General features: G+C 66.6%; 26 protein-coding genes and 1 pseudogene. 12 read left to right on the forward strand and 15 right to left on the reverse strand.

What is annotated here, in order from left to right:
- The first annotated feature begins 87 nt into the window (after positions 1-87).
- From ctaC to MICSW_RS06445, 3 genes are read left to right on the forward strand one after another with little or no spacing between them, the layout of a single operon-like run.
- Positions 88-999, forward strand: coding sequence for an aa3-type cytochrome oxidase subunit II (gene ctaC, locus MICSW_RS06435; protein WP_228178614.1), 912 nt, complete (start codon positions 88-90; stop codon positions 997-999).
- Entirely contained in the window at positions 999-2,765 is a 1,767-nt protein-coding gene (gene ctaD / locus MICSW_RS06440) for an aa3-type cytochrome oxidase subunit I (RefSeq protein ID WP_464497854.1), read from the forward strand. The genes ctaC and ctaD overlap by 1 nt, the downstream gene beginning before the upstream one ends.
- A 4-nt stretch (positions 2,766-2,769) precedes the next feature.
- Complete coding sequence (locus tag MICSW_RS06445) at positions 2,770-3,186, forward strand: cytochrome c oxidase subunit 4 (protein ID WP_434969786.1); 417 nt, start codon at positions 2,770-2,772, stop codon at positions 3,184-3,186.
- 68 nt (positions 3,187-3,254) lie between these two features.
- Here MICSW_RS06445 and MICSW_RS06450 read toward each other — a convergent pair whose 3' ends face one another.
- The 6 genes from MICSW_RS06450 to ctaE form a co-directional block, all read right to left on the reverse strand.
- Positions 3,255-4,178, reverse strand: coding sequence for a DMT family transporter (locus MICSW_RS06450; protein WP_464497857.1), 924 nt, complete (start codon positions 4,176-4,178; stop codon positions 3,255-3,257).
- 48 nt (positions 4,179-4,226) lie between these two features.
- Complete coding sequence (locus tag MICSW_RS06455) at positions 4,227-4,631, reverse strand: rhodanese-like domain-containing protein (RefSeq protein ID WP_434969789.1); 405 nt, start codon at positions 4,629-4,631, stop codon at positions 4,227-4,229.
- A 163-nt stretch (positions 4,632-4,794) separates the two neighbouring features.
- Positions 4,795-6,669, reverse strand: coding sequence for a cytochrome bc1 complex cytochrome b subunit (gene qcrB / locus MICSW_RS06460; RefSeq protein ID WP_464497860.1), 1,875 nt, complete (start codon positions 6,667-6,669; stop codon positions 4,795-4,797).
- Positions 6,666-7,745 (reverse strand): cytochrome bc1 complex Rieske iron-sulfur subunit, encoded by a 1,080-nt coding sequence (gene qcrA / locus MICSW_RS06465; protein ID WP_228178620.1) that lies wholly within the window; start codon positions 7,743-7,745, stop codon positions 6,666-6,668. Before qcrA ends, qcrB begins: the two co-directional genes overlap by 4 nt.
- A 41-nt stretch (positions 7,746-7,786) precedes the next feature.
- On the reverse strand, positions 7,787-8,590 hold the full coding sequence (qcrC, locus tag MICSW_RS06470; RefSeq protein WP_228178621.1) for a cytochrome bc1 complex diheme cytochrome c subunit: 804 nt from the start codon (positions 8,588-8,590) through the stop codon (positions 7,787-7,789).
- 24 nt (positions 8,591-8,614) lie between these two features.
- Entirely contained in the window at positions 8,615-9,259 is a 645-nt protein-coding gene (gene ctaE, locus MICSW_RS06475; RefSeq protein WP_228178622.1) for an aa3-type cytochrome oxidase subunit III, read from the reverse strand.
- A gap of 103 nt (positions 9,260-9,362) precedes the next feature.
- Here ctaE and trpD point away from each other — a divergent pair.
- The 4 genes and pseudogenes from trpD to MICSW_RS06495 all read left to right on the forward strand — a co-directional run bounded on the left by trpD (position 9,363) and on the right by MICSW_RS06495 (position 13,745).
- Positions 9,363-10,423, forward strand: a pseudogene (trpD, locus tag MICSW_RS06480) (anthranilate phosphoribosyltransferase).
- 141 nt (positions 10,424-10,564) lie between these two features.
- A complete protein-coding gene (locus tag MICSW_RS06485) occupies positions 10,565-11,059 on the forward strand; it encodes an aromatic ring-opening dioxygenase LigA (RefSeq protein WP_228178624.1) in 495 nt (164 codons plus the stop codon).
- 154 nt (positions 11,060-11,213) lie between these two features.
- Positions 11,214-12,206: a PHP domain-containing protein gene (locus MICSW_RS06490; protein WP_228178680.1), complete on the forward strand. Its 993-nt coding sequence runs from the start codon at positions 11,214-11,216 to the stop codon at positions 12,204-12,206.
- 243 nt (positions 12,207-12,449) lie between these two features.
- Positions 12,450-13,745: an MFS transporter gene (locus MICSW_RS06495; protein ID WP_292734119.1), complete on the forward strand. Its 1,296-nt coding sequence runs from the start codon at positions 12,450-12,452 to the stop codon at positions 13,743-13,745.
- On the opposite strand, the gene MICSW_RS06500 is transcribed toward MICSW_RS06495, so the two are convergent.
- The 3 genes from MICSW_RS06500 to MICSW_RS06510 are packed head-to-tail and all read right to left on the reverse strand — an operon-like array spanning position 13,717 to position 16,051.
- Positions 13,717-14,643 (reverse strand): 5'-3' exonuclease, encoded by a 927-nt coding sequence (locus MICSW_RS06500; RefSeq protein WP_464497867.1) that lies wholly within the window; start codon positions 14,641-14,643, stop codon positions 13,717-13,719. The two genes, MICSW_RS06495 and MICSW_RS06500, sit on opposite strands and share 29 nt — an antisense overlap.
- 50 nt (positions 14,644-14,693) lie before the next feature.
- Positions 14,694-15,512 carry a hypothetical protein gene (locus MICSW_RS06505; protein ID WP_464497871.1) on the reverse strand — a complete coding sequence of 273 codons (819 nt, stop codon included), beginning with the start codon at positions 15,510-15,512 and terminating at the stop codon, positions 14,694-14,696.
- Complete coding sequence (locus tag MICSW_RS06510; RefSeq protein ID WP_464497874.1) at positions 15,503-16,051, reverse strand: hypothetical protein; 549 nt, start codon at positions 16,049-16,051, stop codon at positions 15,503-15,505. Before MICSW_RS06510 ends, MICSW_RS06505 begins: the two co-directional genes overlap by 10 nt.
- Before the next feature lie 106 nt (positions 16,052-16,157).
- On the opposite strand from MICSW_RS06510, the gene MICSW_RS06515 reads away from it, so the two are divergent.
- On the forward strand, positions 16,158-16,592 hold the full coding sequence (locus tag MICSW_RS06515) for a YchJ family protein (protein ID WP_464497877.1): 435 nt from the start codon (positions 16,158-16,160) through the stop codon (positions 16,590-16,592).
- A gap of 31 nt (positions 16,593-16,623) precedes the next feature.
- On the opposite strand, the gene MICSW_RS06520 is transcribed toward MICSW_RS06515, so the two are convergent.
- The 6 genes from MICSW_RS06520 to MICSW_RS06545 all read right to left on the reverse strand — a co-directional run bounded on the left by MICSW_RS06520 (position 16,624) and on the right by MICSW_RS06545 (position 22,148).
- Positions 16,624-16,941 (reverse strand): carbonic anhydrase, encoded by a 318-nt coding sequence (locus MICSW_RS06520; protein ID WP_464497880.1) that lies wholly within the window; start codon positions 16,939-16,941, stop codon positions 16,624-16,626.
- Entirely contained in the window at positions 16,925-18,274 is a 1,350-nt protein-coding gene (locus tag MICSW_RS06525; RefSeq protein ID WP_464496638.1) for an IS30 family transposase, read from the reverse strand. Before MICSW_RS06525 ends, MICSW_RS06520 begins: the two co-directional genes overlap by 17 nt.
- Positions 18,214-18,699, reverse strand: a complete 486-nt coding sequence (locus tag MICSW_RS06530) for a beta-class carbonic anhydrase (RefSeq protein ID WP_464497883.1) — start codon at positions 18,697-18,699, stop codon at positions 18,214-18,216. Before MICSW_RS06530 ends, MICSW_RS06525 begins: the two co-directional genes overlap by 61 nt.
- 79 nt (positions 18,700-18,778) lie before the next feature.
- Entirely contained in the window at positions 18,779-19,102 is a 324-nt protein-coding gene (locus tag MICSW_RS06535; protein WP_347425257.1) for a hypothetical protein, read from the reverse strand.
- Between the two features lie 57 nt (positions 19,103-19,159).
- Positions 19,160-20,977, reverse strand: a complete 1,818-nt coding sequence (locus MICSW_RS06540; RefSeq protein ID WP_464497888.1) for a pyruvate kinase — start codon at positions 20,975-20,977, stop codon at positions 19,160-19,162.
- A gap of 85 nt (positions 20,978-21,062) precedes the next feature.
- A complete protein-coding gene (locus tag MICSW_RS06545) occupies positions 21,063-22,148 on the reverse strand; it encodes an AAA family ATPase (RefSeq protein WP_464497891.1) in 1,086 nt (361 codons plus the stop codon).
- A gap of 115 nt (positions 22,149-22,263) precedes the next feature.
- On the opposite strand from MICSW_RS06545, the gene MICSW_RS06550 reads away from it, so the two are divergent.
- The 4 genes from MICSW_RS06550 to MICSW_RS06565 all read left to right on the forward strand — a co-directional run bounded on the left by MICSW_RS06550 (position 22,264) and on the right by MICSW_RS06565 (position 24,736).
- Complete coding sequence (locus tag MICSW_RS06550) at positions 22,264-22,641, forward strand: hypothetical protein (protein ID WP_228178639.1); 378 nt, start codon at positions 22,264-22,266, stop codon at positions 22,639-22,641.
- Between the two features lie 41 nt (positions 22,642-22,682).
- Complete coding sequence (locus MICSW_RS06555; protein WP_464497895.1) at positions 22,683-23,732, forward strand: zinc-dependent alcohol dehydrogenase family protein; 1,050 nt, start codon at positions 22,683-22,685, stop codon at positions 23,730-23,732.
- Positions 23,733-23,812: 80 nt separating this feature from the next.
- On the forward strand, positions 23,813-24,025 hold the full coding sequence (locus tag MICSW_RS06560) for a hypothetical protein (protein WP_464497899.1): 213 nt from the start codon (positions 23,813-23,815) through the stop codon (positions 24,023-24,025).
- Positions 24,026-24,115: 90 nt separating this feature from the next.
- On the forward strand, positions 24,116-24,736 hold the full coding sequence (locus MICSW_RS06565) for a response regulator transcription factor (RefSeq protein ID WP_464497903.1): 621 nt from the start codon (positions 24,116-24,118) through the stop codon (positions 24,734-24,736).
- The last annotated feature ends 158 nt before the right edge of the window (positions 24,737-24,894 follow it).

Here is a 24,894-nt window from a genome sequence, read left to right on the forward strand (position 1 = left end):
GTGGATGCTGAGTGGTTGGCCTCAAGCAGGTGTGAGCTTGCCCTAGACTGACCACAGTCACACTTCGCAACGTGGAAAGGTGCGCCTGTGCCATCCAAACGCCGACTCCGCTGGGTTCTTCTTCCGGTTGGTGCCGCCGCGGCCCTGGTGCTCGCAGGATGTACGCCGACGGAGCTGAACGGATTCCTTCCCGGCTTCGTCGAAGACGGAACTCCTGCGACCAACCACACCGAGATGATCTCGGGACTGTGGGTCAACTCGTGGATCGTGCTGCTGGCTGTCGGCGTCATCACGTGGGCGCTCATGGGGTGGGCCGCGATCGCCTACCGTCGCCGTAAGGGCCAGACCGGCCTGCCCGTGCAGCTGCGGTACAACATGCCGATCGAGATCTTCTACACGATCGTGCCGTTCATCCTCGTGATCGGTTTCTTCGCCTTCACGGCGCGGGACCAGGCGATCATCGAGACGCAGTACGAAGACCCGGACGTGTCGATCACCGCGATCGGCAAGCAGTGGGCGTGGGACTTCCAGTACAACGGTGACGAGGAAGACAACTCCGACGCCGTCTGGACGATGGGTATTCAGGCCCAGCCCGACAAGGCCGGCAACATCGACCAGGAGGCGCTGCCGACGCTGTACCTGCCGGTCGACCAGACCGTGCAGATCAAACTGCAGTCGCGGGATGTCATCCACTCGTTCTGGGTCGTCGACTTCCTCTACAAGAAGGACATGTACATCGGGAAGGACAACTACTGGTCCTTCACTCCGACCCGTGAGGGCACCTACGCAGGCCGCTGTGCGGAACTGTGCGGTGAGTACCACTCGATGATGCTCTTCACCGTCCAGGTCGTGAGCGCCGACGAGTACGAGGACTACCTCGCAAGTCTCGAGGCAAAGGGTCAGACCGGCGACATCAACGACGCATACGACCGCCTGCAGAACACGCCGAACGATCCCACGGATCCCTCGGTCCAGCAGTCAGATGAGGGGAACGAGTGATGGCCACCACGCTGCCGCTTCAGGACGCGGACTCGTCGCGCCCGCGCACTCTCCCGGCACGGCAGGCGGCGCTGATGTCGTCGTCGCGTGTCGAGCAGAAGGGCAACATCGTCGTCAAGTGGATCACCTCCACTGACCACAAGACGATCGGGTACATGTACCTGATCGCTTCGTTCCTGTTCTTCCTGCTCGGCGGTGTGATGGCGCTCATCATCCGTGCGGAGCTGTTCGAACCCGGCATGCAGGTGCTGCCCACGAAGGAGCAGTACAACCAGTTGTTCACGATGCACGGCACGATCATGCTGCTGATGTTCGCGACTCCGCTGTTCGCCGGGTTTGCGAACGCCATTCTTCCCCTGCAGCTCGGTGCCCCCGACGTCGCGTTCCCGCGCCTGAACGCTTTCGCGTTCTGGTTGTTCCTGTTCGGGTCGATCATTGCGATCTCCGGCTTCCTGACCCCGCAGGGCGCGGCTTCCTTCGGCTGGTTCGCGTATCAACCACTCGCGAACGCATCCTTCTCACCAGGCGTCGGCGGTAATCTCTGGATGCTCGGGCTCGGCATGAGCGGCTTCGGAACGATTCTCGGTGCCGTGAACTTCATCACCACCGTCATCACGATGCGCGCACCCGGCATGACGATGTGGCGCATGCCGATCTTCACCTGGAACACGCTCATCACGAGCATCCTGATCCTCATGGCCTTCCCGGTGCTGGCCGCCGCGATCTTCGCCGCCGCCGCCGACCGCGTGCTCGGTGCGCACATCTACGACCCACAGAACGGGGGCGTGCTGCTGTGGCAGCACCTGTTCTGGTTCTTCGGTCACCCCGAGGTGTACATCATCGCGCTGCCGTTCTTCGGCATCGTGTCCGAGATCTTCCCGGTCTTCAGCCGCAAGCCGATCTTCGGTTACAAGACGCTCGTGTACGCGACGATCGCGATCGCCGCTCTCTCGGTCGCTGTGTGGGCGCACCACATGTACGTCACCGGCTCGGTGCTGCTGCCGTTCTTCGCCCTGATGACCATGCTCATCGCCGTCCCGACAGGCGTGAAGATCTTCAACTGGATCGGAACGATGTGGCGAGGGTCGGTGACCTTCGAGACACCGATGACCTTCGCGCTCGGCTTCCTCGTCTCGTTCGTCTTCGGTGGGCTGACCGGTGTCATCCTCGCGTCGCCGCCGCTGGACTTCGCACTGTCGGACTCGTACTTCGTCGTCGCGCACTTCCACTACGTCATCTTCGGAACCGTCGTGTTCGCGATGTTCGCCGGCTTCTACTTCTGGTGGCCGAAGTGGACAGGCCGGATGCTCAACGAGCGCCTCGGGTACGTGCACTTCTGGCTGCTGTTCATCGGCTTCCACATGACCTTCCTCGTCCAGCACTGGCTGGGTGTCGAAGGTATGGTCCGCCGCTACGCTGACTACGCGGAAGCTGACGGATTCACGTGGCAGAACCAGTTGTCGACAGTTGGTGCCATGCTCCTCGCGGTCTCGATGATTCCGTTCCTGCTGAATGTGTGGATCACCGCTCGGAAGGCGCCCAAGGTCACGGTCAACGACCCGTGGGGTTACGGTGGATCGCTCGAGTGGGCCACTTCGTGCCCGCCGCCGCGCCACAACTTCACGTCGATCCCGCGCATCCGCAGCGAACGCCCGGCGTTCGACCTCAACCACCCGGAAGCTGCGCCGATGACGGTTGGTGTCGGCCCGGCGAAGGATGCTCCGCACACACCGGTTGTGGATCTTGCCGATGGGAAGGTGAAGTAGTCCGATGCGTACCAACGTCGCGCTCTGGTGGATTCTGGCGGGCTTCTTCGCTCTCGTCGGTGTCGTCTACACGATCTGGAGCCTTTTCTGGTACGGCAACGTCGAGTGGGTCGGCACGATCGCGCTAATCTTCACTGCCCTCATGGGCGCACTGATCGCCTTCTACACCGGTGCGGTTCGACGCGCTCAGGGCGGCGAGCTGCCCGAGGACACCCTCACGGCAGACATCGACGACGGCGACCCCGAGATCGGTGAGTTCAGCCCGTGGTCGTGGTGGCCGATTGTGCTCGCTTTCTCGGCAGCGATCGCCATCATCGGTCTCTCGGTGGGCGCGTGGATGGTGCCGATCGGGTTCGGTATCTTCCTGGTCGCGATCGTCGGTTGGGTCTACGAGTACTACCGCGGCTACTTCGCTCGCTGAGTACCGCGCGGAGCGCGCTCTTCCGCGCTGCGCGCTCGACGTCTGGGCCCGGCGGGGCTAGACGCTGATCAGCGGGCGCGTTGAACGAGGAGTACGCCGCCGATCACGATGACGGCGCCGATGAGCTCGTTCAGTGTGAACCGTTCTCCGAGCACGATGATCCCGAGTGCCACGCCGACCACGGGGATCACGTAGGTGACGGTTGACGCGCCGACCGCGCCCCATTCGCTGACGACTCGTGTGTTCCAGACATAGACGATTCCGGTCCCGAGGCACCCGAGGGCCAGGAGCGCCAGAATCGGCGCGGGAGCCCATGCGACGGGCGCGAGGCCGATGGCGGGCACGAGCACCAGGGCGAGTACGCCTGCGACAGCCATCTGCGTCGACGCGATCGTGACGCTGTCATGGTTGTGGGTTCCCGTGATGAAGCGCCGCATCCACCCCAGGGCGATGCCGTAGGACGCGGTGGCCCCCAGGCAGGCGAGCTGCGCGGGAAGCGATGCCGTGAACTCGGGGGAGGTGACAACGTCCCAGATGCCCATGACAATCGCGACACCGACAGCGCCGATGATCACCCCGATCAGTCGCCGTGCCGTCATCCGCTCGCTCGGAAGAACGACGACGGCAACGAGCATCGTCCACAACGGTGTGGTCGCGTTCAGGATGGCCGACAATCCCGACGGCAGGCTCTGAGCGGCCCACGCGAACAGCAGGAAGGGCACGATGCAGAAGAAGACTGCGACGACGATCATGTGCAGCCACAGGCGTCTCTCTCGCGGCCACCGTCGACGCGTGAGCGTCATGATCGCGGCGAGCGTCACGGAGCCCAGGATGATGCGTCCCAGAGCCACCTGAGCAGGGTCGAAGGAGTCAACCGCAACCTTCATGAAGAGGAAACTCGCTCCCCACACCAGCGACAGCGCCGCGAACATGAGGACCACGGTGCTGGAGCGCGCTGGCGCGAGAGTCGGCGACGAGGACACGACGGTCACGCTACTCGCCGGGGCGGCCAGGGCACTGGCGGGAATCGGACCCCTCGTTCACCGGCGCACGATCATCACGAGCGGGTCGAACTCGCGGGGGAGCGGACCGTCATCGTTCTCGGTCGGCTGGCCTTCCCGTGCCCAGTATTCGAACCCCCCGATCATCTCCTTGACCGCGTAGCCGAGCTTTGCGAACTCGAGCGCCCCCTTGACGCCGGCGTTGCAGCCCGGGCTCCAGCAGTACACGACGACAGTGGCGTCCGGGGCAATCTCGCGCGGGGCGCGCTCCGCGATCTCGCGGTAGGGCATATGGATCGCGCCGGTGATGCGTCCCTGGCGCCAGGCGTCGACGCCGCGCACATCGACGAGCACGATGTCTTCTCCGGCCTTCTGAGCGGCGTACACGTCCGACGGATCGGTCTCGTGGGCGAGGCGGGTGGCGAAGAAGTCTGCGCTGCTCATGATGCCGACACTAGAGGCAAGTCATGACATTGAGAGCGCCGCAGGCACCCTCCTGCGGCCACGTTTCGGCCGGATCCTGCCATTGCCCGCTGCAGTGAGATGCGGGCAACGGCGCGGGCCCGACATCCGTGGATGCCGGGCCCGCGCACTGGTTGATTCGGGACTACTTCGTGTCGCCGCTGGGGTGAACGTCGTCGTCAGGATCGACATCCGTGTTCGACGTGCCCTTATCGGCAGCCGTGTTCTCCACGACCTGGTCAGTGACGATCACGTTCGTCGGGCGAACAGCCGTCTCGGACTGCTTGCCGTCGGTGATCGGGTGGTGCGGAGCATCCGGAACCCCGGCGCGCTCGTGCATCGCCTGGATCTCGGCATCCTCCTGCTCGGCGATGTGGTCGAGCTCGTGGTGCTGGTGCGAGAGCGCCTCGTCGACCTCGGCCTGCGTGACAGGAGCGAGGCGGTCTTCGAAGAACCAGCGCGACAGCGAGGCACGGAAGTTCTGGTGCCACGGAATCTGCCCACGCGAGTTCGGACGAACGACCAGCGGCTCGTAGGTCTCGAAGTCCACGAGCTTCCAGCGCTCGTACTCGTCGACGGGCTGGTGAACCTCGATGTACTCACCACCGGGGAGGCGGACGATGCGGCCCGACTCGTAGCCGTGAAGGGCGATCTCGCGGTCCTTCTTCTGGAGCGCGATAGCGATGCGCTTCGTGACGAAGTAGGCGATGACCGGACCCACGAACAGCAGAGCCTGCAGCGTGTGGATGACACCCTCCATCGTCACCCAGAAGTGGGTGGCGATGATGTCGGAGGATGCCGCTGCCCACAGCACCGCGTAGAAGGTGACGCCGGCGGCGCCGATGGCGGTGCGGGTCGGGGCGTTGCGCGGACGCTGCGCGATGTGGTGCTCGCGCTTGTCGCCGGTGATCCACGCCTCGATGAAGGGGTAGAACGCGACCAGGGCGATGAAGAGCACCAGCACCGTGATCGGCAGGATGATGTTCCACGACCAGGTGTGATCCCAGAAGACCGTCTCGAGGTGCGGCGGCACGAGACGTAGCGCACCGTCGGCGAATCCGATGTACCAGTCAGGCTGGGTACCCGCAGACACCGGCGAGGGGTCATAGGGACCGTAGTTCCAGACCGGGTTGATCGTGAAGAGGGATGCGATCAGCACGATCACACCGAAGACGATGAAGAAGAATCCACCCATCTTCGAGGCGTACACCGGGAGCATCGGGTAGCCCACGACGTTGTCGTTCGACCGGCCGGGGCCGGCGAACTGCGTGTGCTTGTTGATGATCATGAGGATCAGGTGTGCCGCGAGCAGCGCGACCAGGATCGCCGGCAGCAGCAGGATGTGCAGTGTGTACAGGCGTCCGACGATCTGCATGCCGGGGAACTCGCCGCCGAACAGCAGGAACGAGGTCCAGGTGCCGATCAGCGGGATGCCCTTGATCATGCCGTCGATGATTCGGAGGCCATTGCCCGAGAGCAGGTCGTCGGGGAGCGAGTAGCCGGTGAAGCCCTCACCCATCGCGAGGACGAACAGCACGAAGCCGATCAGCCAGTTCAGTTCACGCGGCTTGCGGAACGCGCCGGTGAAGAACACTCGCAGCATGTGCACACCGATACCGGCGATGAACACGAGCGCTGCCCAGTGGTGGATCTGGCGCACCAGCAGACCGCCGCGGATGTCGAACGAGATCCGCAGGGTCGAGTCCAGCGCCGCCGACATCTCCACGCCACGCATCGGGATGTAGGCGCCCGTGTAGTGGGTGGGAACCATCGAGGCCTGGAAGAAGAACGTCAGGAACGTTCCCGAGAGCAGGACGACGACGAAGCTCCACAGCGCGATCTCACCGAGCATGAACGACCAGTGGTCGGGGAAGATCTTGCGACCGAGCTCTTTGACCAGTCCCGAGAGGCTGGTGCGCTCGTCGAGGTAGTTGGCGGTGGCGCCGACGAATCGGCCGCCGAGCGGCTTTTCTCTGGTGGTACCGACGGCCGTCTCGTCAGTAGCGGTGGCGGTGCTCAATGGCGCTCCCAGAAGCTCGGGCCGACGGGTTCGGTGAAGTCGCTCTGCGCGACGAGGTAACCCTCGTCATCCACCTCAATGGGCAGCTGCGGCAGCGGACGTGCTGCGGGCCCGAAGATGACCTTCGCGCCGTCCGAGACGTCGAACTGCGACTGGTGGCAGGGGCAGAGCAGGTGGTGTGTCTGCTGCTCGTAGAGAGCCACGGGGCAGCCGACGTGGGTGCAGACCTTGGAGTAAGCGACGATGCCGTCGTACGACCAGGTCGCCCGCTCAGGTGTTTCGGTGATCTGCTCGGGCAGCATGCGCACCAGCAGCACGATCGCCTTGGCCTTCTCTTCGAGGTAGCCCTCTTCGTGGCTGAGTTCGGCGAGCGGCTCGGGGATCACGTGCACCGCCGAGCCGAGAGTGACCTCGGATGCCTTGATCGGCGTGCCCTCGGGGTCCTTGGCCAGACGCATGCCGGGCTTCCACATGGTGTGGCTGAGGAGGTACACCGGGTTGCCCGCGTTGGGGCGCTCGGGAGTGTTCTCGGGGGCAAGACCACGGAAGAGGGTGATCGCCGGAAGGATCGAGGCGATCAGGGCCGCGAAGAGGCCGCCGCGGATGACGGTGCGTCGTCCGAATCCTGACTCCTCGTTGGCGGCTTCGAAGACGGCTACGGCGCCGGCACGCGTCGCGTCGGTGCCACGAGTGGGGTGGCGGGCCTCGGTGTGCTCCTTGTCGGACATCACCGCCTTGGACCAGTGGATCGCGGCGACACCAATAGCCAGCAGCGCGAGGGCGATGCCGAGGCCGATGAAGAGGTTGTTGTCGCGGATCGCCGGGATCTCGCCGCTCTCGATCGGGAAGATCATGTAGGCGGCAACTGCCCACAGCGACCCGGCTACCGAGATGTAGAAGAGCGTGTAGATCGTGCGGACGGCGCGCTTCATCGCCGCCGGGTCCTTGTCGGTCATCCGCTCACGGTGCGGCGGAAGCTCGGGGTTACGCACGGGGTCGGTGACGGCGACGGCCGTTCCCGACGAGGGCTGGTACGACGCCCTGTCGAGGCCGTGCGGGTCGTCCTCGTGTGCCATGGTGCTCCTCTAGCGTCTTGCTACGTATTCGGTATGCGGGGTCAGTTGGATTTCGCCGTGATCCACACGGTGATGCCGATCAGGGTGCTGATCCCGAAGATCCAGATGAACAGACCCTCAGCGACCGGTCCGAGCGACCCGAGCTTGAATCCACCGGGGGACTCGGTCTGCTGGATGTACAGCAGCGACGAGATGATGTCTCGCTTGTCCTCGTCGGTCAGGTACATGTCGTTGAACACCGGCATGTTCTGGGGGCCGGTGACCATCGCGGCGTAAATGTGCAGAGCGCTGACCTCGGTCAGGGCGGGAGCGTACTTGCCCTCGGTCAGGGCGCCACCGGCGCCGGCGACGTTGTGACACATTGCGCAGTTGATGCGGAACAGCTCAGCTCCGCGTGCGACGTCGCCTTCACCGTCGAGGATCTCGGGGTCCGGGAAGTCGGGACCGGGAGCGACGGACTGCACGTAGTTGGCCATCGCGAGGATCTGCTCGTCGGTGAACTGCACCGGCTTCTGGGGGGCCTGGGGACCCTGCATCTGCAGCGGCATCCGGCCCGTGCCGACCTGGAAGTCGACGGCGACGGCGCCGACACCATAGAGCGAGGGGCCGTTCTCGGTGCCCTGCAGGTCAAGGCCGTGGCAGGTGGCGCAGTTGGCCTGGAACAGCTTCTTGCCGTCCTCGATCGTCAGGCTGGTCGCCGTGGCGGTGTCGGGTTCGGTGGCTGCCATCGCAGCGGAGGCGCCCGCGTAGACGCCGCCCGTGATGAGCAGTCCGATGCCGATCAGTGCGGTCGCTGCCCAGGGGCTCCGGCGGCCGGTCGAGCGGCGCTTGGTCTGTCGTGCCATGAGGGTGATTCAGCTCCGCTCGGGTTACTTGAGGAAGTAGATGACGAAGAACAGGGCGATCCAGACCACGTCGACGAAGTGCCAGTAGTACGACACGACGATCGACGAGGTCATCTCCTTGCGGCCGAAGTTCTTGACCGCGAAGGCGCGTCCGATCACGAGGAGGAAGGCGATGAGGCCACCGGTCACGTGCAGGGCGTGGAAGCCGGTCGTCAGGTAGAACGCCGAGGCGTACGCGTTCGCCTGGATTGGCATCCCTTCGGCGACGAGCTGGGCGTACTCCCACACCTGGCCCGACACGAAGATGGCGCCCAGGGCAAAGGTCAGCCAGAACCACTCGACCATGCCCCAGCGGTCGCGGAACCGGTTGGTCTTGACCGTGTACGGCTGGAAACGCTCAGCGGCGAACACACCCATCTGACAGGTGACGGATGAGAGCACCAGGATCGTGGTGTTGACCGCAGCGAACGGGACGTTCAACAGCTGGGTCTCTTGGGCCCACAGGTCGGGGGAGGTGCTTCGCAGTGTGAAATAGATCGCGAAAAGGCCGGCGAAGAACATGACTTCGCTGCCGAGCCACACGATGGTTCCAACTGCGACCGGGTCGGGTCGCTTGACCGACCGCATGGCCTGGGAGTACGTCGCTGAGCTGGTGGTCACATTCTTCATTATGGCTGAAGATTTGCCTGGGGTTTCGCATGAGCCACCACTGATGTGAGGTGGCTTGCGACTTAGGCGCACCTCAGTTGCCCGCCCCGCTACGCTCGGAGCCATGACCCAGCAGCCGTCCTGGTCCTCGATCATCAGTGCGCTCCTCGAGGGCGAGGACCTCAGCGTGTCGGAGTCGACGTGGGCGATGCGTCAGATCATGGCGGGGGAGGCGACGCCGTCACAGTTGGCAGGATTCCTCATCGCCCTGCGCGCCAAGGGCGAGACCGTAGACGAAATCGTGGGTTTCCGCGACGCGATCCTGGAGGCCGCGTTGCCGCTTCCGGTGGATCCTCACGTTCTGGACATCGTCGGAACCGGTGGTGACCGTCACCGCACCGTGAACGTCTCCACGACGGCCTCGATCGTCGCGGCGGCCACGGGGATCCCCGTCGTCAAACACGGGAACAAGGCGGCGAGTTCGGCATCCGGGTCTTCCGATGTGCTGTCGGCTCTCGGCGTCGATCTGCGGCTGAGTCCGGATGCCGTGGCCGAGGTCCTCGACCGGGCGGGCATCACCTTCGCGTTCGCCGCCGCGTTCCACCCGGGTTTCCGACACGCCGGGCCTACGCGCGCCGAGCTCGGGGTCCCCACGGTTTTCAATTTCCTCGGCCCGCTGTGCAATCCCGCCCGCGCCGAGGCCAATGCGGTGGGGGTTGCGCACCTGGACCGCGTGCCCCTCATCACCGGCGTGTTCCGGACCCGCGGCGCCACGGCACTCGTCTTCCGCGGCGACGACGGGCTGGACGAACTCACGACCACCGGTCACAGCCGCATCTGGGAGGTGTCGCGCGGCGACATCCACGAGCACGATCTCGACCCGCGTGACCTCGGCATCCCCCGGCGACCCTCGACGATCTGCGCGGTGGTGCGCCCGACCACAACGCTGAGATCGTTCGGCGCGTGCTGGCGGGGGAGACCGGGCCGGTCCGCGATATCGTGCTGCTGAACGCCGCGGCCGGCATCGTCGCGTATCGCCTCTCGCAGGATGCCGCGCAGGCGCAGCTGCCGATCGTCGAGCGTCTGCGGGACGCCCGCGAGGATGCTGCGGCGGCCGTCGATTCGGGCGCAGCGGCAGCGAAGCTGCAGGCGTGGGCTGAGGCGACTGTGGCGCTTGCCCCCTGACCTGGGTCATTCACCGAATATCCTGCCGGAGGACCTACGTCACTTTCCGTACGGGAACGGGTTTCGTAACGTGGACGTCGACGGTGAGATACACCGCCGAATCCCCCCCCGACGACGCACGTCCCTGAAGGAGAATCTGCCATGTCCGCCACCGACACAGCCAGCGCCACTGACACCGTTCAGGCGCCTGCCCGCAACCTCGGTCTCGTGAAGGTGGTGGGGATCCTCGGCATCGTCGGCGGCGCCCTGCTCATCATCGTGGGCATCATCGTGTGGGCCACCGTCTCGAGCCAGCTGCGCGCCGAGAACATCACGATCCCCGACGACGCGATCGCGTTCCAGGGGCAGACCGTTGCCGGCCCTTTCACCGCTTATGTGCAGGCCGACATCATTCAGCATCACGCTCTCGAGGCATCCGGGGGCGCCACCTACGCCGAGCTCGACCGCGAAGACCCGGTGCGCGCGACCATGATGAACGCGTCGTTCCTGCGGGCATCCCTGTTCACGTCAGTCGTGAGCTTCGGTGTCGCCGCGTTCGCGATGGGTATCGGTGTGCTCTCCATCCTGTTCGGCTGGGCACTGCACCGTCTCGCCAGCGCCCCGGTCGTCGTCAAGCGCGCGGCCGTCACCCCCTGATGCTCTGAACCTCGCCTACCGGAGGTAGGACTTCTCCCGGGCGTAGGTCGATCGCGACAGCAATCGACCTACGCCCGGGATTTTGCCTACCTGCAGAAGGCGATGCGCGCGGTCGGTGGGGCGTGTCAGGCTGGGCGGCATGAGCGAGCCGGAGCTGCAGCCGTACGACGCGCTGATCGAGATCGCCCTGCTTCTGGAGCGCGAGCGGGCGATCCGCTACAAGGCGAAAGCGTTTCGTGCTGCCGCCGCAGCGATCGAGGGGCTGGATGCCGCGCAGCTGGCCGACACCGCGGGGCTGCGGCGCCGGAAGGGGATCGGCGATTCGACCCTCGCGGTGATCGTCCAGGCCCGGGAGGGGCGCGTGCCGGACTATCTCGCCGAGTTGCGGGAACGGGCCGGCATCCGGCCCTCTGCGCTCAGCGCGCTGCTGCGCGGCGACCTGCACAGCCACTCCGATTGGTCGGACGGCACGACGCCGATTGCGGCGATGGTGAAGGCCGCCCGTGAGCTCGGGCGGGAGTACCTCGCGCTCACCGACCATTCGCCCCGGCTTCGGGTGGCAAACGGCCTGTCGGCGCAGCGACTGCGGGAGCAGATCCCGATTGTGGAGAGCTTCCGCGACGATCGGTTCACCCTGCTCACGGGCATCGAGGTCGACATCCTCGAAGACGGCGGGCTCGATCAGCAGGATGACCTGCTGCGCTCACTGGACATCGTCGTGGCATCAGTGCACTCGAAGCTGCGGATGGAGCGCGGCCCTATGACGACACGGATGCTGCGCGCAGTGCGAAGCGGCAGGATCGATGTTCTGGGGCATGTGACCGGCAGGCTGGTCAGCGGCCAGCGGGGGACGAGGCCGCCGTCGGAGTTCGATGCGGATCGCGTCTTCGATGCGTGCGCGGAACACGGTGTCGCTGTCGAGATCAATTCGCGTCCCGAACGCGAGGATCCGCCGGATGAGCTGATCGCGCTCGCCCTGGCGAAGGGATGCCTGTTCTCGATCGACTCCGACGCGCATGCGCCGGGTCATCTGTCGCTGCTGGATTACGGCGCCGAGCGGGCGGAGCGCGTCGGGGTTCCGGCTGACCGGATCGTCACGACGTGGCCACTGGCGCGCCTGCAGGAGTGGACCGCCACGCGGAGGTGAGCGGGCGCGACGTCAGTTGCAGGTGCAGAGCTGATCTTTGGGAACACCGGCGAGGGCCTGCTCGACGTGCATGCCGCAGCCGGTCCAGGTGATCTTGCCGCACGAGGAGCAACGAATCTGAGAGCACATGGGAGATGTCCTTCCGGGGTCTGTGACGGTCTATGTTCAAGGATACCCCTAGGGGTATGAATGATGCAACGTGCGTGACGCGGGAAGCCGATAACGCGACCCTAGACTCGACGGGTGGCTTCTGACCGACGCATCGCTCCCGGTGCCGCCGGAGGAGCCGCCGGGCTCGTCATCGCCGGCATCCTCGTCGCCGCGCTGAGTCTTCGCGGACCCATCGTCTCACCGACACCTGTGCTGCGGCAGATCGAAAGCGATCTCGGCATCGGTGCGGCAACGGCCGGATTGCTCACGACCGCGCCTGTGCTGATGTTCGCGCTGCTGACCCCGGTGGCAGCTCTCGTCATCCGTCGCGCCGGGGCGGAGCTCGCGCTCATGATCACCCTCACGGGGGTGCTGCTCGGCACCTTCCTGCGTGCCGTTCCGGGCTTCGGATGGATGCTCGCCGGAATGATCGTGATCGGCGCGTCCATCACGGTCGGAAATGTGGTCATCCCCGTCATCATCCGCCGTGATGTCGTGCCCGAGCGGGTAGCCCTGGTCACAGCTGCTTACGTCGCCATGCTCAACGCGGGATCGCTGCTGACGTCACTGTTGACGGTGCCGATTGCCTCCGTGATCGGATGGAACCTCGCGTTGGTCGCGTGGTCGGTGATTACGATCGCGGGGATGCTGCTGTGGGGCTTGCACCTGCGGCGCGCTGCCGCGCGCGGGGAGCTCTGGGGCGAGCGGTTCTCGGGCGCACAGCGTCCCGCCGTGGCATCCGTGGCCGACCGTGAGGCCGACACGCTGACCGGCCCGGTACCGGTGCCGCTCGGGAGAGGGGCGACGCAGGGTGTTTCGATGTTCCGGAACCCGATTCCGTGGATGCTGCTGCTGGCCTTTGCCGGGCAGGCTGCCGTCTATTACGGGTTCGCGACCTGGCTGCCGACACTTATTGCGGACGATCTCGGTGTCAGCGCAGCAGCAGCGGGAGGCTTGACGGCGTTCTTCCACGGGGTGGCCGTGGTGGGAGCCTTCGTGGTTCCGCTGTTGGCGCGGTTCACACCGCGGATCGTTCCGGCGATCGCGATTGGCACGTCGTGGATCTTGCTGACGCTGGGCATGATCATCGCGCCCGAGTGGGCCGCGGTTTGGCTGAGTTTCGGGGCCATCGGACACGCTGGCGGCTTCGTGGTGATCTTCAGCACGATTGTCGCGATCGCTCGTTCGGACGCCGAGGCTGCCGGGATGTCTGCACTGGTGCAGGGCGGGGGCTATGCGGCCGCGGCGCTGGCTGCACCGGCGATGGGGGCCCTGCACGAGGTGACCGGCGGGTGGGATGCCGTGCTGCTGGCATCCCTCGTCGTCGTGCTCGCCTACTGTGTGCTGCTGGTGGCGGCCGTCATCGTGTCGTGGCGAGCACCTCGATGACCCGCGAGACCGAAGTGCCGAGCGCCCAGGTTTCGGCGAGGGTCACCGCCGCTGCACGCTGATCGTCGTCGAGCGGCCGCAACTGCGTGTCAGGCTGGGGAAGATCGAGATCGCGGACGACTTCGACGACCGTGGGCGCGACCTCGAGGTAGTCGAGCCCCGCGGTGATCTTGGCGCGAACGCCGGCCGACATTCCCTCGCCGCGCTCGGCGGCGCCGATGATGCCGGCAAGGTCGCCGTGCGCAGCGAGGAGCGTAGCGGCCGTCTTCTCGCCGATGCCGGCTACACCCGGCAGCCCGTCGGAGCTGTCGCCGCGAAGCGTCGCGAAGTCGGCGTATTGGCTGGGCAGCACTCCGTACTTCGTCACGACGGTGCGGTCGGTGACCAGTTCGAGGTTGCTCATGCCGCGGGCGGTGTAGATGACACGGATGCTGCGCTCGTCGTCGACGAGCTGGAAGAGGTCGCGGTCACCCGTGACGATATCGACGGGCATCGTCGCCGTGGTGGCGAGGGTGCCGATGACGTCATCGGCCTCGTGCTCGGCAGCGCCGATGATCGTGATCCCGAGGGCGGACAGTGCCTTGCGGATGAGCGGCACCTGCACCTCGAGGGGATCCGGGACCTCCTCGACATCCGGGGCGCCCTCGACGACCTCGACGACCCGGTGGGTTTTGTAGGACGGGATGAGGTCGACCCGCCATTGCGGACGCCAGTCGTCGTCCCAGCAGGCCACGAGATGCGTCGGCTCGTAGGTGGTGACGAGTTTCGCGATCATGTCGAGGAACCCGCGAACCGCATTGACCGGCATCCCGTTGGGTGCCTTCACCGTGTCGGGAACGCCATAGAACGCGCGGAAGTACAGCGACGCGGAGTCGAGCAACATCAATCGTTCTGCCACGCGCCCATCCTGGCATGCGCCGCCGACGATGCGAGCGGCCGACGGAGGGCTCAGCAGCCGGGGCCGGTGGGGTTCTCGGCGCAGGTGCGGTCGACCAGGGCCGTCCGGACCTCGAGAACCTCGAGGGTGTAGGGCGGAGCCGGGGCATTGACGTAGCCGGGGACCGGGCGCCAGCCGCTCCCGAAGTCGACGTCAGCCGAGTACTGCAGCGTGAGGGACACGGTGTACGTCCCGCGCTCGCGATAGACGTGGCTCGTTGACGTCGGACTGAACTGGGAGAGTCCGAGCGACGCCCAGGTGGCACCGCCGGTCGTTGTCCGCGCGCCCGATCCGTCGCCGTAGTCGAAGACGTAACCGGCCGGTCGGAACCTGACTGTCACGTCCCACCCGAGCAGCGGGCCGGTGAGGGTGTGCGTGGATGCTCCGGCCACGATGTTCGTGGGCGTTCCGACGACCCCGAAACCGGCGGGCTCGCCACCGAGGCTCGGACGCGCCGGAACGAAACTCGCGAGATCGTCGATCGTCACGTCCGGATACGTGACCACTGTGTAGTTGCCTCGGCATCCCACGATGGGGCACTCCTCTGCGGAGGGGGCGTTACCCCCGGCGCCCGTTCCGGAGCCGTTGCCGCCGGAGCCGCCACTGCCCTGGGAGCCACCTGTGCCGCCGCTTCCGGATCCACCGCCAGAGCCCGGCTGGTTCGCGGTGCCGCCGACGTCGACCTGGCTTCCGTCGTTGGAGACCGTGCAGTTGCCGAACCATCCCGCTGCATTGCAGGGGTCGCCATCAAGAGCGTGCGCGGGCGTCGAAACTAATGCGCACGCGAGCGCGATTCCGGCGCCGATGGCGAGGACGGAGGCTACTCGCACAGCGGCTCACCTTCGCGGCCTTGAACCCCTGCAACGGCGAACCCAGTTTCGGTGGGTGCCGGGGCAACCGCAACTGAGAGCGATTGAACATCGGTCCGACCCGGATCTACGATCGATGCCCCGCTCTCGTCGGTGACAGTGACGTCGCGCACATCGAGGCACACCGTGAGTTCGACTGTGCTAGATCCGGCGTCAAAGTCGACGGGGGAGAGAAGCTCAATTATTGACGAACCACTGACAGACAATCCTTCGGCATTCATTTCAGAGAAAAGTTGCCGGGCGCCGGCATTCGCGTCGCCAGTGGTCCAGCGGTAGACCTCTTCGAAGGTCGAGGGGTCGCTGAGGTCGACCTGGTTGAGGGCATCCACGTACGCCCGATAGGTGGCCTCGGCGGCAGCGAAGGCTTCCTCCTCGGACGCGAACCCGGTCGGCGTCGGGGTCGGGGTGGGATCTGTCGGCCCGCAGCCGGCCAGTGCGCCGACCGCGAGCATCGTGGCGATCACGATCGACGTGGCTCGAAACGGGCGGCGGCTGGTCATGTCGACCACGGTAGCCCGCGGCATCCTCGTGGTGATTGTTATCCACACCTTGGTCGCCGTGCCCGGAGTTGGGGAGAGCCGCGCTCGCGGTTCATAGACTTCTCACATGAGTTTCGGATCCGCGGCACAGTCCGGCATCCGTCGCCCGGCCGACCAGGATCCCTGTCTCTGCGGCAGTGGCAACGTCTACGGAAGGTGCTGCGGAGCGCTGCACCGGGGCGAGGCGGCGCCGAGCCCGGAACGGCTGATGCGCTCGCGGTACAGCGCATTCGCGCTCGGCGACGCTCGCTACCTCGCCGACACGTGGCACCCCCGAACGCGGCCCGAGCGGATCGACATTGACCCCGACGTGCGCTGGGTCGGACTGCGCATCCTGGACGCCCCCGCGGTCGGTGCCGGGACCACCGGCGTCGTCGAGTTCCGGGCGCGCTGGCGGCACGGCGCCGAGGCGGGGGAGCAGCACGAGCGCAGCCGGTTCCGCCTCGCTGCCGGCCGCTGGTGGTACCTGGACGCGGAAACGGCCGGCTCCGGCATCCTGTAACGGATGCCAAGACCGGCCGATCCGGTTGTCCTCAGGACGCTGCGCCCGCTGTGGTCGCTGCCGGCACCTCGATGAGGCGACCGGTGCGGACGTCGTAGACATAGCCGTAGACCGGGATGCGCGCCGGGACGAGCGGGTGGGCCTTGATCCGGGCCACATCGTCGACGACGGCCTGGGCCTGGTCGCTGATCGTGAGCCAGTCGAGGTATGCGGCCTCGGCGGAGCCGGGGCCGGTGCCGACGTCCACGAAGCCTTCGGCGCGCAGCTCGGCGGTCTCGAGGGAGTTCGCGAGCAGTCCGCGGATGACCTCGTCGGTGAAGAACTCCCTGGGTTCAACCGGTCGATGCAACACCAGGTTGTTGGAGTGAGCGTAGCTGCTCCTCGAATACCTCGGCGGGAGTGCGCCAGTCGAGGCTCTTGCGGGGCCTGTTGTTGAGCGCGAGGGCAACGGCTTCGAGGTCTTCGGCGGACCACCGTGAGAGGTCCGTGCCCTTCGGGAAGTACTGACGCAGCAGCCCGTTGGTGTTCTCGTTCGTCGGCCGCTGCCACGGCGAGTGAGGATCCGCGAAGAACACCTTCGTGCCCGTCTCAATCGTGAACTGAGCATGCACGGAGAGCTCCTTGCCGCGATCCCAGGTGAGCGTCTTGCGGAGCTGCTCGGGAAGCTTCGTCATCGACGCGATCAGCGCGGCGTTCATCGCAACGGCGCCGTAGCCGCCCAGCGCCGGGCCGTTCTTCACCGGCGGCGTCTCGCCGTAGCCTTCCAGCCGCGGCAGGTGGACCAGCAGGGTGGAACGGCTCTTGCGTTCGACGATCGTGCCGATCGCGGACCTGCCCGTGCCGATGATCAGATCACCTTCCCAATGCCCGGGGACGGCGCGGTCCGCAGCCTCCGCAGGGCGCTCGGAGAAAACGACATCCGCAGTGACATGCCCCTGCGGGCGGTTCTGCGCTCGAGCCCGCGGCCGGCGGAGCGCACGGCCGGTTCGCAGGCAGGTGACGAGCTCGCGTTTGAGCGCACCACGACCCTGGATGAACAGCGACTGGTAGATCGCCTCGTGGCTGATGCGCATGGACTCATCATCCGGGAAGTCGACCTTCAGCCGCTGCGAGATCTGCTCCGGACTCCACGCGGTCACCCATCGTCGGTCCTGCCGATGCGGCTTGTTCAGCCCCTTCCATGCCGGCGGCTCCGGCCCGACGACGATGCTGCCGTCCGGCCGGCGGACGTTGCCGGCAAGGCGCTCCTGGACGTACTCACGCAACCTGTCGTTGCTCGCGAGCCTCGCCGCCTTCGGACGCTTCGCCGCCTGCTGCGCCTTCCACTGCGCCACCAACGCCCGATACTCCGGCTTCCCGCCGCGGGTGGCGGCGTTGCGGCGCAACTCGCGCGAGATCGTCCCGGGGTCGCGGCCGATCCTGCGCGCGATCTCACGCACCCCGACCTGCTTGGCGCGTAGCAGCGCGATCTCCTCGCGCTCCTCGAAGGACAGGTAACGGCCGGAGGGTTCGGTCAGGGAGATCGGTGGCATGCCGCCAGCGTGACGAAACCAACGGCTCCCGACAGGCACAGACACGCCCACCTTCAGTGCCGCCTCGGCCGAGTTGATGCCCGTCGCGATCAGACGCCAGAACTGCCGCTGAACCGCCCGCGAGGGCTCCGGCCGCCCAGGCGAGCGCATCGGCGGCCGCAACGCCCTGTCCGCACGCCACTGGCGTCGAGCCCCTTCCGGAACCTCGCTCGTCTTCGCAGACCAGTACTTCGTCGCCACTGCTGAACACCTCCACGATCGAGGTGTTGCGACGACCGGTTGAATCCGCCCTCCATGCCGCAGTCGGTGTGGTGGATGACGAACCACTCCTTCGTGCCCAGCAGCTTGTACGAGATCACGAGGGACCGGATGGCGTCGTCGGACGCGCGTCCGCCGGCGTTACGGATGACGTGGGCATCGCCTTCGCTGAGCCCGGCGTACTTGGCGGGGTCCAGCCGGGCGTCCATGCAGGTGAGGATGGCGAACCCGCGCGCGGGCGGCAGGGCGAGATCGCCCTTGTCGAATGCGGTTGCGTAGGACTCGTTGGCCTCGAGCACCTCGGACAGAACTGACATGACACTCCTCGGGTGGGTGGGACAGCACCACGCTAGGTCTCACCCAGCCCGAGGTGCGCTGTATGACTGTCTGTGACGATCAGTGGCGCAGCCGGTCAGGAAGTACCCGAACCTCCCAGCCGGTGACCGCGGCGATGACCTCGCGCAGAGATTCGGCCTCGGAACGCGCCGCGTCGGCCGAGTCGGTCGACAACACGTCGATCGTCAGGGGTGGCGGCTCACCGAACTTCGGGATCTCGATCAGCGCTCGAGCGCCGGAGGGCAGTGCAACGGCGGCGCGAGGGGTGCCCGCATCCGAGATCACGCCCTCGGCAGCGTTCGCGATGATCGTCAGGGCGTCGAGCTTGGTGGTCGCGGTGTCGGCGACAACAGTCGCGACGAACGCGGTCGGCGCAGCATCCATGCACACAGTGTGGCGCACTGCGACCCGGCCAGGGCTGAGGACGAGCGGCAGGCAGATTCAGCCTTCGTGGGACCAGGCGCGCAGCCGCCGCAGCAGCGGGCGCTTCTTCTCGAGGTGCCCGTGCATCCGCCGCAGAATGTCATCGAGCGCTTCGATGGCCTCCTCGATGTGCGGCCCCTTGTTGAGCATGACGCACTCAGCGCGTTCGCCGGCCGCGGCATCCGTCACCTCCGCGCGGGTAGGCACCCCGTTACCGGCGAGGGAGTCGAGCACCTGCGTCGCCCAGATCACCGGAACGTGCGCCGCCTCGCACAGCCAGAGGATCTCTTCCTGCACCTCCGCGAGCCGCTCCCAGCCGGCCTCCACACCCAGGTCGCCGCGGGCGATCATGATGCCCACCCGTGGCCGTTGCATGAGCTCAAGGAGGATTTCGGGCAGCGCCCGGAAGGCGCGCACCGTCTCGATTTTCACAACGACGCCCAGGTGCCCGGCACCCCGCGAGTCGAGCTCGTCGAATAGGCGTGCAACGTCGCCGGGGGAGCGCGCGAACGAGAGCTGCACGATGTCGGTGAATCCGACGACGTCATCGAGAGCTCGCAGATCCTCGTCGGTGAGCGCCGAGATGGGGAGGTCGGTGTCCGGAAGGTTGATGCCCTTCTCGGCACGCAGTTTCGTTCCCCGCGGCGAGGCCAGGGTGACTTCGACCTCCGCGACGCGCCGGCCGTTATTGACCGCCACGGCGCGCACGAAGCCCTCGATCTTGCCGTCATCGAAGAGCACCCGGTCGCCGACGCGGATCACGTCGAGCGCTTCGGGCACGGTACAGCCGACGTGGTGTCGTCCCTCGTGCGTGAATCCCGGTTCCGCATCCGGACGCAGTTCGACGATGTCGCCCCGATGGACCCGCAGCGCCTGGTCGACCGAGGGCACCGCGCCGACCCGGGTCTCGCGACCATCGACATCCAGCACTGTCCCGGTTCCGATATACGCGGTGCGGTCGCCCTCGATCCGCGCCCCGCCATCGCGCACCGCGACGACGGTCATGTACCGCGAGCGCCCGCGGGTGTCGGTGAATTCGACGGTGTCGTCGATCCGAAGGCGAGCAAGCCACGCGGCATCCGTGACGGGAATCTCCCCAGGGGGTGGAGCCGACCCGTCAGCGCTCGGGGCGACCAGCCAGACCGACGCCGGCTCGATCACGCGTCCCAGAGCGTCGCGCGCGGGAGACACCTTGACGACGCGTGGCCCCGGCTCGAGGGAACCGGTGCGCAGCTTCGGCCCGGCGAGGTCGGTGGCGATACGGATGCCGGTCCCCGCGGCCCGCGTGTGCCTGGCCATCCGCTCCCACGCTGCAGAATCGTCGTGCGCGCAGTTGATGCGGGCGACATCCATGCCGGCTCGGGCGAATCGGGCGACCAAGGCGGGGTCGTCCGCGGCTTCGCTCGGCAGTGTGACCATGATCCGGGTGTCGCGGTCGTCGACCGTGCCGCCCAGCAGCGCTGCCGCGTTCACGCTCAGGGGAGTGGGCGGACGAGGCTCGGCATCCGGTCCGGGGTTGTCGTGATCGCCCGGCGCGACGTGCCCGAGTGCAGCATCGATCGTGCCCACTACCGCATCAAGGTTGCGCAGAACATCGGCTTCCATCCTCCCGAGCGACGAGAGCCCCTCTGCGGTCAGGCGATCTTGCAGGTCCCGTAGGTCCCGTGAACGCAGGGCGACATAGCGGATGAGATTGGCGGCGCCGGCAGCATGGACGGGATGTGCGCGAGAGAGGGGAACGGATGCTGCTCGCTCGGCATCCTCGACCGCAGAGCGGAGGTCCATGAGTTCGGCACGAAGCGCGTCGAGCCGTTGAGAACGAGGAGTATTGAGCATCGTCCGACCTCCACCTTCGACGTTAGCTCTCCGGCGCGCGCTGTGGCAGAGCCCGGGGCGTGAATATCCGGCGCGTGGAGCTCGCTCACCCCGGGATGACGTCGGCGACGGTCACGGTGTTCCCGCCTGCGATCATCGTCCGGGCGCAGGCGACATCCAGACGCGCGATGGCCAGCCCCGGGTGGTCGAAGGTGTCAGCTTCGGTCGGGGGCTGAAGCGCAGCCTCGATTGCCGCATGATCAATGACGACGCCGTACTGTTCGGCCAGATGTGTTGCCACCGGCACGACCAAGCCCCGCACGACGTTCTCGTCCCAGGGCTGCAGTTCCACGATCACCAGGCGATCCGACAACGCGCCGTAGAACTGCGCAATCCGCTTCTCGTACGGCGCGGTCACAGTGATGACCAGGCGAGCGAGCGGGAAGCGCTCTGACTGCCAGATCTCACGCAGGATCGACACGTCGGGCTCCGTCGTTCCCAGGCGCGCGAGCTCGTCGACGTCTTCGACGACGACGACCGTTCGGCGGGTCAGCGCCGACAGCGTATCGCGCAGCAGCATCGCCGGCTCACCATCCACTGTCGTACCGGGATCGAAGAAGAGGGTCGGCAGCGGATCCTCGAGGTCGAGAAGAAGGCGCGCGATCTCTGCCGCAAGGCTGGTCTTGCCGCAGCCGCGTCGACCCACGAGAGCGGGGATCAGTGGCTGGTCGCTGAGGAGGTACGCGGCGACATCCAGGGCTTCGCGTCCTCGAAGAAGACCCGCCAGCGGATCGGTGCGCGTCGGGGGCGCCTCCCCGTCGGATGCCTCGGATTGCTCGGTGTCGTCGGCGCGGTGACGGGTCGGGGAGCTTTCCTCAGGCAACAGGTCGGCTACCGCGAGGTCTCCCCGCAGGGCCGCCTGCAACCGCATTGCCAGGGCCGCGGCATCCGGCGATGCCGTGATCATGTTGCGCACCTCGGCTTCATTGCCGATCGTCTGGCCGGCAGCGAGAAGGCGGTGAAGCAGCGCCTCGCCGTCACTGCCGAAGGCATCCCGGAACTCGCCGGTCCAGTTCTGCGCGAACGCGGATGCCGCGTGCGTCACTGTCGCGTGATCAGAGCCCCAGCGCTTGGCTTCGGCCTTCGCGAGACCGACCAGCCCACGGATGGACAGCGAGTCGGTCGCGCGCATCGATCCCTCCCTGCGCCGACGGCTCGGGTCGTCGCCACGACGCTTGATAACAGTTCTAGCGCGGTTCTGGCGTTTCCCACTACTGCCCGCAGGTGAGACTGCCAGACTCACAGTCATGAGAACCAGAGCATTGAGTGCAGTTGTCGCCGGAGTCTTCGCTGTGTCAATCGCCCTGAGCGGTTGCTCGCAAAGCAACGAGCCCGTCATCGCGCCCGTGACGATGGACGCCGGGGACCTCCAGGGAGAGACTGTCGAGCTGATCGTCGACCAGGTGCTGAATATCAACACCGGCGATCTGGCGGTCGAAAGCTACAGCGGCGAAGTAGCCGACCCGGCTGTCGCCGAGTTCGTCGCCGGATACACGGACGGCTCTGCAACCTTCAATCCCGGCGTGAAGGCGCTCAGCGTTGGAACCACCGAGGTCGTGCTGTCCAACAGCGACGGCGGCATTCAGGACGTGACCTTCACCGTCGAGGTCACCGAGAAGAAGTGACGGATGCCCCGCGAGCTGCTCGCGGGGCATAGTCTCGAGCCATGCGTGCAACCGTCATTCATGGTGCTCGAGACGTCCGACTGGAGGCCGTTCCCGATCCGGTGCTGTCGACCGGTGGCGACGCGATAGTTCGCGTCGTCGCGGCGTGCGTGTGCGGCTCAGACCTGTGGTCGTACCGCGGAATCGCGCCCACCGACGAGCCACACCGGATCGGGCACGAGTTCATCGGCGTCGTCGATTCCGTCGGGGATCAGGTTGAGCTGGTGCGGCCGGGCGACTTCGTGATCGCGCCGTTCTACGTGTGCGACAACACCTGCCTGAACTGCCGCAACGGGGTGAGTACGTCCTGTCTGAACGGCGGATGGTGGGGCCAGGATGACCGGCTCGGCGGCTTCGCCGACGGCGGTCAGGGTGAGCGGGTCCGCGTGCCGCTGGCAGACGGGACACTCGTGGTCGTGCCCGGTCCCGTCGCTGACGAGGAGATTCCGGGCCTGTTGTCGTTGGCTGACGTGATGGGAACCGGCCACCACGCCGCCGTGAGTGCGGGTGTGCAGCCCGGTGACACGGTGGTCGTTGTCGGCGACGGGGCTGTGGGTCTGTGCGGTGTGATCGCCGCGAAGCGACTCGGCGCTGCCGAGATCATCGCGATGTCTCGTAACCCGCAGCGTCAAGCGCTGGCTTGGGAACTGGGCGCAACCCACGTCGTCGCCGAGCGCGGCGATGACGGCGTTGCTGCCGTGCGACAGCTCACGCGGGGGATCGGCGCCGACCGGGTCCTCGAGTGCGTCGGGACCAAGGAATCAATGGCTCAGGCCTTGGCATCCGCGCGCCCCGGCGGACGAGTCGGGTTCGTCGGAGTGCCGGCTGGCGGCCCGGAGCTGCCTATTCGCGACATGTTCAACCGCAACGTCGGTGTCGTCGGTGGTGTCGCGCCGGTCCGGGGATACATCGAAGAGCTGCTGCCTGACGTGCGGTCGGGGTCGATCACGCCGGGCAAGGTCTTCGATCTGGAGCTTCGGCTGAGCGATGTCGCTGAAGCGTACGCGGCGATGGACGAACGTCGTGCGACGAAGGTGCTGTTGCGCCCGTAGCCCGTAGCCCGTAGCCCCCGCATCTGTAGCGGGGACTTTCGTCGGGCGCCATTTCCGACGTTGTCTGTAACAATGTTCGGATGCAGCTCGAGGCGCAGGATTACGCGGCGATCCTCGACGTCCTCGAGTCGGTAGCCGGCTCACACGACACGCGGGACTATGCCGCGCGCGTGAGTGCCGGGCTCTACCGACTGTTCCCATGCCAAGGGGCCTCGTGCACCGAGATCGACGTCGCCGGGCGTCGGGTGGTCTCCGAGCCAGCGCCGCCGTTCCCGTCGGGCTGGATCGCCTAGTACGGGCCCGCGTTCGAGAAGTTCGCCTGGCAGCATCCGCTGTTCGGCGGATTCATCTCTGGCGAGCGGGTCGGACCGACCTCGTGGGATGTGGATGGAGCTGAGCGTGCCTTCGCGCGCACCGAGCTCTACCGCTCGTTCTACGAACCCAACGGTGTTCGTCGCCAGACGGTGTTGATCTTCCCGACGTCCCATGGCACCTCGATGGTGATCTCGATCGACTGTGCCGCCACCCACCCCTGCGGGCACCGTGAGGCAGCGATGCTCTCGACCATCGCGCCCTTGCTTGAGACCAGCTATCGCCTGGTCAGCAGAGCCGAAGGTAACCTCGTCTGGCCCTTTACGGATGCCGACGGGCCGACGATGAGAGCGGCCGCGGCACCGCCCGCGGCGCCTGCTCCACTGGAGCCACTGAGTGAGAGCCCGCAGAAGCTGACGATCGATGACGCGCAGTTGCGAGCCCATAAGGCGTTGCGATCGGCGGGCTTGACTGCACGGCAGGCCGAGATCGCCCTCCTGGTCGCGAGCGGTGCGGCGACGCCCCAGATCGCAACCACATTGCAGATCTCCACGGGAACCGTGCGCAAACATCTTGAAGCCGTGCATGCGACGCTTGGCGTCTCCAGCCGCGCCGCCGTCGCCGCGACAGTCATGCGCCTCGTCCACCCCGAGGCCGCGGGGATCCTCGGCCAGCCGTTGCTCTCGCGCTGACGTCGACCCCGCGGACACTGCACCGGCGGACCATCGACGGCCTCGGGGGGCCAAGATTCGATGGTTGAGCCGCCGGTGCAGTCCCTGAGCCTCGCGGCGCGGGACCCACGACGATCCCGGATGCTGCGACGCTCCCCTCCGCCTACGGCGCTACGAGG

This window comes from Microbacterium sp. SW12 (assembly GCF_055391095.1).